The 13,963-nt window shown below is 43.4% G+C and carries 13 protein-coding genes; 4 read left to right on the forward strand and 9 right to left on the reverse strand.

What is annotated here, in order from left to right:
* Positions 1-99 precede the first annotated feature (99 nt).
* The gene (nhaC, locus tag G511_RS0101995; RefSeq protein WP_028468132.1) at positions 100-1,584 is read left to right on the forward strand and encodes a Na+/H+ antiporter NhaC; all 1,485 of its coding nucleotides are present in this window, start codon (positions 100-102) and stop codon (positions 1,582-1,584) included.
* A 141-nt stretch (positions 1,585-1,725) separates the two neighbouring features.
* Positions 1,726-2,109 carry a 3D domain-containing protein gene (locus G511_RS0102000; protein WP_028468133.1) on the forward strand — a complete coding sequence of 128 codons (384 nt, stop codon included), beginning with the start codon at positions 1,726-1,728 and terminating at the stop codon, positions 2,107-2,109.
* Positions 2,110-2,186: 77 nt separating this feature from the next.
* On the opposite strand, the gene G511_RS0102005 is transcribed toward G511_RS0102000, so the two are convergent.
* The 5 genes from G511_RS0102005 to G511_RS0102025 form a co-directional block, all read right to left on the reverse strand.
* Entirely contained in the window at positions 2,187-4,508 is a 2,322-nt protein-coding gene (locus G511_RS0102005) for a hybrid sensor histidine kinase/response regulator (protein ID WP_051221417.1), read from the reverse strand.
* Entirely contained in the window at positions 4,508-5,344 is an 837-nt protein-coding gene (locus G511_RS21565) for a substrate-binding periplasmic protein (protein WP_084628974.1), read from the reverse strand. Before G511_RS21565 ends, G511_RS0102005 begins: the two co-directional genes overlap by 1 nt.
* A complete protein-coding gene (locus tag G511_RS0102015; RefSeq protein ID WP_028468135.1) occupies positions 5,341-6,069 on the reverse strand; it encodes a response regulator in 729 nt (242 codons plus the stop codon). Before G511_RS0102015 ends, G511_RS21565 begins: the two co-directional genes overlap by 4 nt.
* A 239-nt stretch (positions 6,070-6,308) precedes the next feature.
* The gene (locus G511_RS0102020; RefSeq protein WP_028468136.1) at positions 6,309-6,920 is read right to left on the reverse strand and encodes a LysE family translocator; all 612 of its coding nucleotides are present in this window, start codon (positions 6,918-6,920) and stop codon (positions 6,309-6,311) included.
* 80 nt (positions 6,921-7,000) lie between these two features.
* Positions 7,001-7,930 carry a LysR family transcriptional regulator gene (locus G511_RS0102025; protein WP_028468137.1) on the reverse strand — a complete coding sequence of 310 codons (930 nt, stop codon included), beginning with the start codon at positions 7,928-7,930 and terminating at the stop codon, positions 7,001-7,003.
* Between the two features lie 314 nt (positions 7,931-8,244).
* Here G511_RS0102025 and G511_RS0102030 point away from each other — a divergent pair, with 314 nt between their 5' ends.
* Positions 8,245-9,624 (forward strand): L-serine ammonia-lyase, encoded by a 1,380-nt coding sequence (locus G511_RS0102030; RefSeq protein WP_028468138.1) that lies wholly within the window; start codon positions 8,245-8,247, stop codon positions 9,622-9,624.
* 26 nt (positions 9,625-9,650) lie between these two features.
* Here G511_RS0102030 and G511_RS24100 read toward each other — a convergent pair whose 3' ends face one another.
* Positions 9,651-9,794 (reverse strand): helix-turn-helix domain-containing protein, encoded by a 144-nt coding sequence (locus G511_RS24100; protein WP_084628975.1) that lies wholly within the window; start codon positions 9,792-9,794, stop codon positions 9,651-9,653.
* A gap of 217 nt (positions 9,795-10,011) precedes the next feature.
* Between G511_RS24100 and G511_RS0102035 the strand changes: the two genes are divergently transcribed.
* Positions 10,012-11,724 carry a methyl-accepting chemotaxis protein gene (locus G511_RS0102035; protein ID WP_028468139.1) on the forward strand — a complete coding sequence of 571 codons (1,713 nt, stop codon included), beginning with the start codon at positions 10,012-10,014 and terminating at the stop codon, positions 11,722-11,724.
* Positions 11,725-11,801: 77 nt separating this feature from the next.
* On the opposite strand, the gene G511_RS0102040 is transcribed toward G511_RS0102035, so the two are convergent.
* The 3 genes from G511_RS0102040 to G511_RS0102050 form a co-directional block, all read right to left on the reverse strand.
* Positions 11,802-12,449 carry a 3-oxoacid CoA-transferase subunit B gene (locus G511_RS0102040; RefSeq protein ID WP_028468140.1) on the reverse strand — a complete coding sequence of 216 codons (648 nt, stop codon included), beginning with the start codon at positions 12,447-12,449 and terminating at the stop codon, positions 11,802-11,804.
* Positions 12,446-13,105 carry a CoA transferase subunit A gene (locus G511_RS0102045; protein WP_028468141.1) on the reverse strand — a complete coding sequence of 220 codons (660 nt, stop codon included), beginning with the start codon at positions 13,103-13,105 and terminating at the stop codon, positions 12,446-12,448. Before G511_RS0102045 ends, G511_RS0102040 begins: the two co-directional genes overlap by 4 nt.
* Positions 13,106-13,601: 496 nt before the next feature.
* Positions 13,602-13,963, reverse strand: a 362-nt coding sequence (locus tag G511_RS0102050; RefSeq protein ID WP_028468142.1) for a c-type cytochrome, incomplete at its 5' end; no start/stop codon positions are given.

Consider the following 13,963-nt stretch of genomic DNA (forward strand, 5'->3'; position numbering starts at 1 on the left):
GTCTCTTTGATTAAATAATACATAGGAAAAACTGTATTTTTAAAGTGTTCGTAGAAGCCAATTACAAAAATAAACAAGGTAACCGGATAGGAAAAACACATGACTAATGAAAAAAACTTACAGCCCAGTTTTGGCATGGCAATACTGCCTATTGTGCTCACCCTCGCGGTGCTCGGGATACAACTTTTTTACTTTGATGACTTCACTCCTCACGTGCCTTTGGCGATAGGTCTTGCGATTACCGCAGTACTCGCGTGGATGCGTGGCTATACATGGGATGATATTGAAGGCGGCGTGATGCAAGTGGTACGCGTTGGTCTGCCATCTATTGCTATCTTAATGACTGTCGGAATGATTGTTGGTGTCTGGATTGCCAGCGGTACTGTTCCTGTAATGATTTACTACGGCTTAAAAGTGCTTTCACCGGAGTATTTCCTCGGTGCTGCAATGCTGTTGTGTTCAGTTGTCTCTGTTTCACTAGGTACATCTTGGGGTACTGTAGGTACAGTCGGTTTAGCACTGATGGGTATTGGTGCAGGTTTTGACATCCCTGTTTACTGGACAGCTGGTGCAGTAGTTTCTGGTGCGTTCTTTGGCGATAAAATCTCACCTCTTTCCGATACAACTAATTTAGCACCGGCAGTAACAGGCGTTAATTTATTTGATCATATTCGTAATATGATGCCAACGACTGTCCCAGCAATGCTAATTGCTTTAGCCATTTACTTGTTTGTCGGCTTTAATATGATCGGTACTGGTGCCGTGGATTTTTCAAAAATTAATGCTATTACTAGTGGCCTAGAGCAAAACTTCGAATTATCGTGGATGTTATTACTGCCTCCTTTGCTTGTTGTTATCTTAGCCTTGAAAAAGATGCCTGCATTGCCGTCTCTTTTTGCTGGGGTACTTGTCGGCACACTGATGGCGATGTTTGTCCAAGGTTCTTCTTTGCATGAAGTATTTGGTTTCATGCAGTCGGGTTATAAAATTGATACAGGCGTTAGCGAAATTGACAGCCTTCTTAACCGTGGTGGTATTCAGTCTATGACATGGGTAATCACTCTTGTCATGATCGCTTTAGGTTTTGGTGGAGCGTTAGAACGCACCGGTTGTTTGGGAACTATCATTGAAGCTATAGTTCGTCGAGTGAGTGGTTTTTTTGGCTTACAAGCCGCAGCAATGGGTTCAGCAGTAGCAACGAATCTAGTCGCTGGTGATCCGTACCTATCTATCGCACTTCCAGGTCGTATGTTCGCACCTGCTTACGTGAAGCAAGGTTATTCTAAACTTAACTTATCTAGGGCTGTTGAAGAAGGTGGTACTTTGATTTCTCCATTGGTTCCTTGGAATGCAGGTGGAGCTTTTGTTATCACAGCACTTGGGTTAGGTATTAGTGATGGTAATATGGAAAACTTACTTTACATCCCATTGGCTTTTGCCTGCTGGTTATCCCCTGTCATAGGTTTGTTTTATGCCGCTACAGGCTTGTTCTCTCCTAAAATATCAGAGGAAGAGGCTGAAGCTGCGAAGGCTGAAAGCGAAATAATGCATACAGATGAAGTGGTTGCTGGCAGCACAGTATAATAGGCTGAGTTTCCCTAATTTGTCTTTGGATTAACGCTACATAAAAAAAGCCCTATAGGAGATCACTTCTATAGGGTTTTTTTGTGTCTTAAAGAGTAAAGTTACTTCTTATTGTGGGTAGTTTAGAGCGGTATACGAAGCATGAAAAAATATAAGTATTTTGTAATCTTGATAACCATGCATCTCTTATATGGGTGCAGTAATGCTAACTCTTTAGAGGTTACCGCTACCGCCTATACTTCAAATGCTAATGAAACAGATTCCACGCCTTCGCTTGCAGCATGGGGCGATACGCTTAGCCCAGGAATGAAAACTATAGCGGTATCAAGAGATCTTATTAAAATGGGGTTAGGTCATGGTGTTGAAGTTTCAATAGAGGGGTTTGAAGGGAAATATAAGGTGCTTGATAAAATGAATAAGAGATGGAAGCGAAAAATAGATATCTATATGGGAAAAGACACCAAGAAAGCCAAAGAGTGGGGAAAAAGAAAAGTGACTATTCATTGGGTGAACGAACCATCATAACAAGCCAGTCTTTGTAGACTTGTTTGTTTCATCTCTTATTAGGTTAACGACCCTGTAAATAGCTCTGTGTATGTGTGTTATGTCCACTCTTTAGCCAGTGCTTGTGTGCTAGTGATGACATCTTGTAGTTCATCAATAAATGTAGAGTTAATTTCCTCTCCTAGATCTGCCGTCTCTTCTAACGATCGTAGGAGCTGGCTAGCCCGGCTAAAACCCATGGTGTCGCATGCGCCTGCTAGTTTATGGGCCTGCTGGCTACATTCATAATAATCTTGTGCAAAAATACTTTGCTGCAATACTGGCCATGTTTCATTAAGGACTTTGCAAAAACCTTTCATTAACGTTGCTAATTTTTCAGCGCCAAGCATTTGTTGGTGAACACTTACTACTGCGCTGTCCAGTATTGGTTTGTCAGTGTCGTTATATTTCGAGCTAATAGTGTTGTATTCATCACTGGGCTGGTGGCCTGCTATAGCTTGTAAAAGTTGTTCTTTATCAACAGGTTTGGCTATTACGCTACAGATACCTGCTTCAAGGTAACTGTGGATATCTTCGGGTCTTACGCTGGCAGTGAGTGCAATAATCCGCGTTTTATAATTGATGCAATCAGGGTCGTGATTTAAGCGTCTACTGACTTCCAAACCGCTAAGTCCTGGCAGGTGCATGTCCATAAGAATGAGGTCAAACACTTGTTCTCGGCCCATGGCTAAAGCCTTAACCCCGTCGTCGGCAATAGTGACTTTATGTCCAGCAAGTAACCCTAAAATAACTTGTTGGTTAATCTCAACATCTTCAACAAGAAGAATATGTTGAGCTGAAGGGGTGTATACATCAGCATTAAGATGTTTTGGTTTTTTCGCTTCTGCTTGTGTACATTGTAAGGTTAGTTCTAACCAAAAGGTGCTACCCTGCCCCGGTCTGCTTTCAAGACCAAGATTACCGCCTAAATGCTCCGCTAGTTCTTTACAGATAGCGAGCCCTAGACCGGTACCGCCAAAGCGACGAGTAATAGTTTCATCTGCTTGAGTAAAACGGTCAAATATATGCTCCTGCAAATTTGGAGCTATACCTATGCCAGAGTCTGATATAGCAAAGCGTAGTGTTTGATGTTCTGGAGTATCTTCTAAGCATGAAACGTGCAGTTCTACACTGCCTTGATCGGTGAATTTAATAGCGTTGGCGAGTAGATTGGTCAAAATTTGGCGTAAGCTATTTTCTTCCGATAGAAAATAATCACCTATATTCTCAGCAACAGTTACAGTTAGAGTTAGTTGTTTACGGTTCGCTTCGGGGCTTAGCAGTGCCGTTAAGTTATGAAGTAGGTTGTGTAGCGAAAAGCGTGTAGAGCTAACACTATAGGCACCTTCAACAAGGCGGCCATATTCTAAAACGTTATTGAACGTTTCCAGAAGCGCGTTGGTAGCATCATGTAAAACACAAATATGACTGTGTTGTTCGTCATTGAGTTCGCTGCTTTTGAGAAGCTGTATCATCCCCATCATACCGTTCATCGGTGTGCGTATCTCATGGCTCATGGTTGATAAAAAACGAGACTTGGCATTGCTTGCTTCTTCTGCCGCCTCTTTGGCTTTTTGTAAACTTTCGGTGCGCCGCTCTACCATCGCTTGGAGTTGGTCTCTGTTGTAGCGTAGCTCCTCTTGCTCTTGTTCACGGCGGCTAATCTCTTTGCGGATAGACAAGCGCATCTCATTTAAAGCGGTAACAAGTTGGTCCAATTCATCGCTGTTTTTGGGAGAAGTTCGGTTTAGCTGCAGGCTGTTTTCTAATTGACCTGAACCAATTTCACGGCTGTAATTGGCCATCGCTTCTAAGTGTCGAGTTATCTGTCGCTGAAAAATCACTATGATGACTAATACAATTAACAAAACGAGAAGTGTTTGGTTTAAGAGAATACCGAAGCCTCTTTTCCAAATGCGAGCATAGACAGCTTTTAAATTAAAACTGACTGCTAAAGTGCCCAATGATCGCTGTTGTTTATTGTGAAAATATACAAGTTTAAATTGATGGCTTTGTATCTGCTGAATATTCTTATTGGTATTTTGAGTAGGCAAATGAATACTATCACTGTTGATATTATCGAGTGAGATAAAGGCAACATCAGGCAGATTTTCAATCCCTTTTAACTGTAGTTTAATTTGTGCTTGATCAATATCCCATACGCTTTTGGCTAGGCTAGCAAGGTAACTGCTGCGAATTAGCTCAACTTGTTGGTCTATCGCTTTAAATTCACGGCGGTAATCCAGTGTTAATTGAAGAGCTGTAGAAAGTAGAATAAATAGAAAGCTACAGCCGCATACATAGAGCATCACCTTATAGCCCAAAGGATGTTCTTTTGAGTACCGCCTGAGGTTGGGGGGCAAGTCTTTGAAGGACTTCATTATTTGCTGATCTCATGAATCAGAGAGTTTGGTGTTAGAGCGCTTGGTGTAAGAGGGTCTGTTGAGTGAGTGTATTGATGGCTGTAAAAGTGTGTCAGTTGCTCTATTGTTCCGTCTTGTGTGAGTTCTTTAAGTCTGCGATTTAGGTAGGGAAGGTGCTTTTCAAGCGAGCTGCTTTTTCCTAGGGCTAAATAAAAAAATTCAGTACTGATTCTGTAGTCGAGAGCCATAATTTGATCATGAAGGCCTAGTTTTTTACTTTGTAATTCTCCACTTAACGCACCAATTGGCACGTAGTCGATTCGCTTAAGGGCGAGCTTTGTAAAGTTTTGGCTATTGCGAGAGACATACTCTATATCGCTATTGTTTTGCACAAAATGATCGAACTTTTCGCCGAAACTATCACCCAATAACAATCCGACTGTCTTGCCCTTAAGGTCGCTCATTTGTTTTACTTTGATGGGTGCTTGTCGGTTAACGAACAGCTCGATAGGGTCGACGATTAAAGGGGATTCGGTAAAATGTAAGAACGTCTTTCTACTTGGTATTTTGAAGGCAGCGACCACAATGTCTGCGTTACCCAGCTGTACTTCTAATAGGCAGCGTTTCCAGTTGTAATCCGTGATGAGTTGAATCTCATACCCTAGCTCGTTAAATACTTTTTTTGTGATGGCAGGGGCAAGCCCTGTTAATTGACCGTTGCCCACCCAAGAGACCGGCGGGTAAAAAGGGTGGCCGCAAGCCTTAAGCGTTTCTGCAAAAACTGCCGGAGAACTGAAGAGTAAAATAATAGATATAATATGAGGGAGTAATTGTCGCCCTAAACACGCCTTCATGGTAGGTCGGCGGGTTTAGGGGTGAATAAATATCCAGCGCCATGAACGGTTAAAATTGTTTTTGGGTTGGCAGGATCATCACATAGTTTACGCCGCAAGCGACCAATGAGTACATCGACGGTTCGGTCTGAAGGAACCCACTCGCGGTTACGGATCTGATCAAGAATTAATTCCCGGCTCATCACCTTACCTGAGTTCAGCATTAACACATTCAATAGCTGGAACTCACCTTCGGTTAGCTGTATCTCTATCTGATTTTCATCAATCAATTGACGTCTATCGAGGTTGAGTTTCCAGCGCTCAAAGGTTTTGAACGTGTGTGGTAGAGCGTCTGTAGGCTTGTGGCTATGGCAATGTCGTACACGACGAACGAGGTTTTTAGTACGAGCCAAGATCTCGCGAGGGTTGAACGGTTTAGTGACATATTCATCTGCCCCACATTCAAGGCCAATCAAGCGATCAACTTCATCTTGACGCCCGGTTACTAAAATAATGCCTACCTCAGAATGCACTCTAAGTTCTCTGGTTAGTGTTAGGCCATCTTTGCCGGGTAAGCGTATATCTAGGAGTACCACATCAATGGCCCTACTGCTGAGTACCGCTTCCGCTTGTTCGGCTGTTTCTGCACTAAATACGTTATAGCCTTCTTCTTTGAAGTAGCTTACAAGACATTCTCGAGTCACTGCTTCATCATCAACTACAAGGATACGGACATCAGTATTCATACTATTTTAGATCCTAGATAGGCTGAGCCACTTTATTGTTTTTATTATCTTTAGGTTACTCAGTTACAGGCAACCCACCCACTAGGTTAGTCTATTGATTACTAATGCATCAAGAGCTGTTTACATTACGTTTACAATATTTTACAGCTTTAAACAATACAGTAATAACCGTTTAGAAAAGTTAAGAGGTAAGACTCATTACCCAAAGAGTGAGCGGGTAGGGTTCATTTTGAGTGCTCTTATGACAGAGTGACAACTCTAAGAGCTAACCCTACAAGTACGATGTCACTTATTTTATCGATCATGGCCGATTTTTGTTGTAGCTTATCGATTAAGCGAGAATGAGATAATACGATGGCAACGCGGATATACCATAGGCTATCGATGGATACCACCGTGCCAAGCATGATCAGCTGATCTGTCAATGTTAAGTCTGCTGTGACAAATTGCGAAAACAATGCGATGAAAAAAATAGCTAGTTTTGGGTTCAGTAGGGAAATCATCACCCCGTCCTGAGCTGCTTCTATTAGAGGCGCTGTGGTTTTATCAACGCTAAGTTTATTGTTTCCTTTTGAGCGTATTGCCTTTACTCCCATCCAAGCCAGATAAGCCGCGCCAACGTAAGTGATCAGCTTGTATAGCAGAGGTGTTTCGGTCACTAATACGGCGAGCCCCCAAATAGTTAATAGTGCCCATACAGCGAGCCCGAAGGCGTGGGTGATGGATGCAATAATGCCGTGGGCACGGCTATTGCCTATGCTATGGCGCAGTACCACAGCTAAGCTTGGACCCGGTGATATGGCCCCAATACAACAGATAGCAACAAGAGAAAGCCATGTGGTTAGGTTCATGGTATTAGCCTCGAATTAATTTAGGTTTACTAGTTTATTCGAGGCTGTAGTATGCGAGAAATGCAAATTAAGAATGATGCTTATGATATTAAATCATGCTTTTGGGATGAGTACATCGAGGTGATGAGTTGATCCGCGATACAGTTTCTAACCCACGCGTGTGCTTGATCTAGATTGTGCATAGCGTGCCAGCACAGATGATAATGATTTTGCGGTACTTGTACCGGTAAAGGTCGATAAGTCAGTGGAAAATGATTTGCAGCATTGCGAGCTATATGCGCAGGCAGAACCATTAAGGACTGATTGCCGGCCAGCACTTGAAATGCTGCAGAGAAAAAAGGCACTTCAAATAGAATTCGTCGCCTAACTCCTCGTGCTTCTAAGGCTCGATCAAAAAAAGAGTCTTTATCACCCCCACTGTTCAAGTGCACGAAAGAGTAATTCAGCATTTCATCAAGCGTCATAGAATCGCTATCGGCTAATGGATGATTATGTGCCATCAAGCAAACAGGGCTGTCAAAGCCTAAGTGCACACTGGATAGGTTTTCTGGCATTGTAGAGGTTGTCGTCGAAACGAAATCTAATGGCAACTGACCAAGTCCGCTAAGCCATTCTGGTTTCCACATTTCGTAGATGATATCGATTCCAGGTGCTTCTTTTTGTAAGCGCTGCAAGATGTCGGGGAATATGAACTGAGCAACATAATCTGTGCAAGCAAAGGAGAAACGACGATTGCATAAAGCTGGGTCGAAGCGGTCTTCTCCTCGTAAACTATCGACGTCAGAAAGAATCGCTTGGATTCTGGGAAGAAGCTTTATTGCTTTGGCGCTTAATAAGTAGTCGTTATCGTCACGAATCAAAAGCGGGTCGACAAAATAATCTCTAAGTTGGCTAAGCTGTCGACTCATTGCCGATTGAGTGAGGCTGAGCCTGATTGAAGCGCGGGTTACATTTCGCTCTTCAAGTAGTACCGTCAGTGCTCTGAGTAAATTGAGATTAAGTCGCTCCACATTAACACCTAGTTGTGTGTTGAATCAGTTGATGGGTGATAATGCATCAATTTTGTGATGCAGGGTAGAGACTCCTTAATCCATTTTACTTTTCTATTGAGCCCCCTTTAACTGTTGTGATCCCGTCACGTGATGAGCGATAAAGTTGATAAGTTGTATTTAACATTCCAAAGTTATCAAAAAATCCCCATGTTATGACTCTTTTAACGCTTTAAGAAACGTACAGGTCGCAAATTGGCATACGCCATTTTTGAGTGAGCACATAATCCCATGTCTATCAGAATAATAATTTACGTACTTAGTGCGGAGGCATCATGTCTATTAGCGTTTTCGATCTCTTTAAAGTAGGCGTAGGCCCATCCAGTTCACATACCGTCGGCCCGATGTTAGCGGCCGCTAAGTTTGCGGATTACCTTGAGCAGAAAAGCTTAGCGTCTGATGTGGCACGCATACAGGTTGATCTGTTTGGCTCATTAAGTGCGACTGGCATTGGGCATGGTACTGATAATTCAGTCATTATAGGTTTGTTAGGTGAGCGTCCAGATACCGTTAACCCAGATATTATTTTGCAGGAAGTCGCCTCTGTAAAAGAGAGTGATACGCTGCACTTACTCAATAAATTTCCAATAGAGTTTATTTGGAAGCGGGATATGCTGCTGCTTGAAGAAAACCTCCCTTACCACCCTAATGCGATGCGAATTTCAGCTTTTGGTGCACAAGGCCAAGCGATTTATAGCAACACCTACTATTCGATAGGTGGGGGGTTTGTGATTGATGAAAGCGAAGCAACAGCCGATGCCCATGTAGTACCGCAGGTTGCCTTGCCGTATGAGTTTCATAACGGGGTTGAATTGTTGGAACTATGTAAAGCAAACAACCTATCGATTAGTCAGTTGATGATGGAAAATGAAAAAGTTTGGCGCAGTGAGCAGGAGATTCGTGATGGCCTAATGGATATTTGGGCTGTGATGAAAGAGTGTATTGCCAATGGTCTACACAAAGAAGGCACCTTGCCGGGCGGTTTACATGTTAAGCGCCGTGCAATGAGCTTACATAAATCCTTGATCCGCTCGACCAAACCTAATGTTATCAGCACAACAATGGGCGCAATGGACTGGATTAATCTGTATGCATTAGCGGTAAATGAAGAGAACGCAGCGGGTGGGCGTATGGTAACAGCACCTACGAATGGTGCCGCAGGCATTATCCCAGCAGTACTGATGTATTACACGGAGTTCACCGATAAGCCTACTGAAAAGTGTATTGTTGACTTTATGTTAGCAGCGGCGGCAATTGGTGCCTTGTGCAAGAAAAATGCGTCTATCTCGGGTGCTGAAGTTGGCTGCCAAGGTGAAGTGGGTTCTGCGTGTGCGATGGCGGCAGCGGGTTTGTGTGAAGTACTCGGTGGCACACCTGAGCAAGTAGAAAATGCGGCGGAAATAGGCCTCGAGCATAACTTAGGCTTGACCTGTGACCCTGTGGGTGGCTTGGTTCAAGTTCCTTGTATAGAGCGAAACGCTATTGGTGCAATGAAGTCCATTAATGCCACACAAATGGCGTTGCGTGGTGACGGTGAGCACTTTATTTCTTTGGATAAAGTCATAAAAACCATGTGGGATACCGGCATGGATATGCAAGATAAGTATAAGGAAACTTCTCGCGGAGGCTTGGCCGTTAACGCAATTGAATGTTAAGTAAATAAGTTGCCAGATTGACCCTGTTAATCTTGATTAGAACCAGTAGGGTCAGTCCATTTCTTAATCATTTGTTGTGATTTTTGGCGGGATATACCCAATATCTCGCATGCTTTTCCTCGGTGCCATTGCGTACCTTCTAACACCCGTTCAACATGGAAACGCTCCATCTCCTCTAAGGCCTGTCATCTAGTAAAGAGTACTGCCATCAAAGCCTAAGCTATTTTCACAAATCTTATAGTTATTATATGAGTACAAACTACTTAATTTGGAATTTTGTACTAAAGTGTTTGAGGTTAATTTACGTGCTTCTTTCTTTAATAAGAAAGAGTTACATTGCTTTTTGGCTGTTATACATAGGCCGCACTCGCTATAGAGGATTTTTTGATGTCAGGGATGTTTGCTTTTCTAAGTGCTTTTTCCATGCGTGGACTCATATTTTTTAATTCACTGCTGTTATTAATGTTGCTAGCAATATCTTTTACATTTTCAATATTTTCTATGGCTCAGGTTGGTCAGGAGTTAGAGGGAATAGCTGAGCAAGATATCCCCTTAACGGCATCGCTTATTAGTATTACTGAGCATCAATTGGAACAAACTATCCATTTGGAAAGGGCCTTACGTCACGGACAACCGGCTGTCGTTGGAGGTTCTGTTGACACAGAGACTGTTAACAAAGAAGTGTCTAAATTTGATCAATTGAGTTTGCGGGTCGCTAACGAGATAAAACACTCTGCAAAGCAAGCTAAAGAAGTGATTAGTCATGCCCATAATGATGAGGAACGAGACGAGTTCTCTCATGTATTGGCAGAGCTTAAGTCGATAGGAGTGAAGCATTATACATTTGAACAGCACAGCCATCGTTTGTTCGAGGTGATTAAACAGCGCCGTTCTGAAGAGTTAAGTATTTTGGCTAGTGAGGTTGAGCACGAATCAGACGAGTTAACTCAGGCCCTTGAAAGCTTGCTCCATGAGATTAGCGTATTTACCGGAAACGCAGCTATTTCAGCCAAAGAGCATGAGCAGGAAGCCATGACAACCTTGTCGGTTATTATGGCTATTTCAGTCATCGTAGGGATTCTAGCAACCTACCTCATAGGTCGCATTATTTGGGGCCAGCTTGGCATTGAACCAAAAGATATGCAGTTACTTTCGCAACGAATTGCTGATGGGAATTTAAGTGCGAAGGCGTTAAACGCTGATAAAGAGCGGGGTGTTTTTTCTTCACTCATTCGTATGGAGGATAGTCTTAAGCGATTAGTGTTTGGTATCAAGTCTGGATCACAACAGGTAGCAGAAGCCTCTAATAATCTTATCACTATCGCTGAGAACACTAATCAGGGTTTGAACTTTCAGCACCAAAATACCGAGCAAGTTGCAACGGCTGTCACTCAAATGACAGCTTCCGCTGAGGAAGTTGTGAGAAATACTGCTTCTGCAGCAGATGCTGCAGCAAAGGCTAAAAATCAGTTAGATGAAGGAGGGGTGTTAGTAGAAAGCACCGTTGATGGTATTCATGGTTTATCTCAACAGCTCAATGAAACGATGGTCGATATTGCCAAATTAGAGCAGGGTGCGATGGAAATTACGGGGATTCTTGATGTGATCAAACGAATCGCTGATCAAACTAACTTGCTAGCACTTAATGCCGCTATTGAAGCAGCAAGAGCGGGAGAACAAGGTCGAGGCTTCGCAGTTGTTGCTGATGAAGTACGCTCGCTTGCTAAAAGTACTCAGGAATCTGCTTCGGAAATTGAGTCAATGATCATTAGCTTACAGTCCAGCGCTAGTTCATCTATTAACTCCATGCGTTTGGGCTCTGATCAGGCGGTAACTTTGTTATCAAGATCCTCTCAGGTAACGGCTTCTTTAAGTGAAATCCAGCAAACTGTCAGTGATATTTCAGATATGAATGCTCAGATAGCTTCAGCGGCACAAGAGCAAAAATCAGTGTCACTACATATTAATCAAAACATTGTTGAGATAAGTACAATGTCCAAGGAGACGAGCCAAGATTCTGAAAATCTCATAGTTACCAGCGCGGCTCTTGCTGAGTTGGCTAGTAAGCTACTGGGAAGTGTTAAGCGATTTAAAGTGTAGGGATCAGTGTTAAAACCTAGATGTTAAAAAAGCGCTCCTCAAATGAGGGGCGCTTTTTGGTTAAAGCTTGTGAACGCTTATATGTCCATATGTGGTAGGTCGTCCGGAATGATTAAGGTAGCATCAGTCAAGCTGAGTACTTCATCAAGTGTGCACCCTGGGCCTAGCTCTTTAAGAAGCAAGCCCTCTTCAGTGGGCTGTATGACTGCTTTTTCCGTTACGATTAGATCGACTCTACGGTCTGCTGTCATTGGGAAAGCTAACGATTTCACTAGCTTTGCATTGCCTTTGGCGGTATGCGTCATCGCGACAATTACACGCTTAGCGCCTGCCACAAGATCCATTGCGCCACCCATGCCGGGGACCATTTTTCCTGGGATAATCCAGTTGGCCAAGTGGCCTTGCTCATCCACCTGAAGCCCGCCTAGTATGGTCATATCGAGGTGTCCACCACGAATTAGGCCAAATGAAAAAGCACTATCAAACGCTGCTGCGCCCGGTAATACACCAATGAAGCTGCCGCCAGCATCGGTTAAAGAAGGGTTTTCCATCCCTTCAGGAAAGCCTCCTATACCAATGACACCATTTTCTGATTGAAAGAATACATGGTCATTTTTATCCACATATTGCGCGACCATAGTTGGCAGACCAATACCTAAATTAACCAGTGACCCCGGTGCAATTTCTTGCGCAATACGGCGGGCTATAATCTCTTTATCCTTCATGCTTTGGCCTCGCTCTTCACAATCATATCAACTAGCACACCTGGGGTGTGTACGTCATCAGGCGCGATACAACCAACAGGAAGCATCTCTTCAACCTCGACGATGACATGCTCAGCAGCCATGGCCATTAATGGATTAAAATTTTGTGCCGTCAGGCGATATTTCAGATTTCCATAGTAATCTGACTGTTGGGCTTTAATTAGCGCAAAATCTGCTTTTAGTGGGCGCTCAAGCAAAAAGCTCTCCCCATCTACTTCTACTAATTGCGTCCCTTCAGCAGCCAGCGTATTTACCCCGGTGGGTGTCAGTATGCCCCCTAAACCGTAGCCGCCAGCACGCACTCTCTCTGCTAATGTGCCTTGAGGAGATAGCTCTACCTCTAGCTCTTTGGCGATCATCTGCCGTTGTGTTTCTGGATTAGTCCCTATGTGAGACACAATCACTTTATTTACAGAGTGTGCATCAATTAACAGACCAATAGCTGCACCTTCTTGAGCGGTATCATTAGCAATGACGCAGAGCGATTTTTTACCTTGGCGGACCAGTTCTTTGATCAGGCTTAGTGGGGAGCCAACACCCATAAAACCACCAATCATTATAGTTGAACCATCGGGTATTAAGGCGATGGCTTCAGTCACGGAAAGAGGGTGTTTCAATGTAAGCCTTCCTTTAGCAGCGTTATGAAATGGATTTATTTAAGCATAATAGAGCCTAGCAAGCGTTGTTAACATTTTTTGTAGCACTAACCTGAAAGGTTACAGGTGGCTAGAACTCATAAATATTGGGTTATGTGTGTTTTTCAGAGGCTACAGTGCAGTTAAGTCAGCTTATTTTCGCTAAAATAGCGCATCGAATAGGACTCAGAGCTTAATAATGACACCGCAACGCAAGCAGAACCTGATATCGACGCTGAACGATGCCAACCGGTGCATAAACCCAGGAACTTAGCGGCACTGATCCGTGCTTGTGATGCGGTAGGGGTTTCCTATGTACGGACAGTTGCCTTGAAAACAAAGCAATTGCTGAATACCTAATTTCAAATAGAGTTTATTTGGAGGCGGGAAATGAAGGAGCGGGACCCAAGTGATGGTTCCCGCACGCTAGTTGTTCTCTTTAATAAATTTTGCTCATCGGGTTTTCATAAGGTTAGTGTTACTTGTTAGACAAGCTATATACGTAAGCTGCAATTAACTGCACTTTATCTTGGCTAAGCAGGTCTTTATGAGCAGGCATTACACCATTACGTCCAGAACGAATGGTATGAGCGATGTCTTCAAAAGAACCGCCGTATAGCCAAGTATTATCAGTAAGGTTTGGAGCACCAAGTGCTAGCATTCCTTTACCGTCAACACCATGACAAGCTGTGCAAAGTGCCTGAAACTGAGTCTTGCCGCGTGCAGCAGCATCAGCATCAGATTCCTGGCCGCTAAGTGTACGTACATAACTGGTTACGTCACGAACACCTTCTTCCCCGAGTACAGCGCCCCATGCAGGCATGGCACCTTGACGACCGT

The organism is Neptunomonas japonica DSM 18939, assembly GCF_000422765.1.
Lineage (GTDB): Bacteria > Pseudomonadota > Gammaproteobacteria > Pseudomonadales > Balneatricaceae > Neptunomonas > Neptunomonas japonica.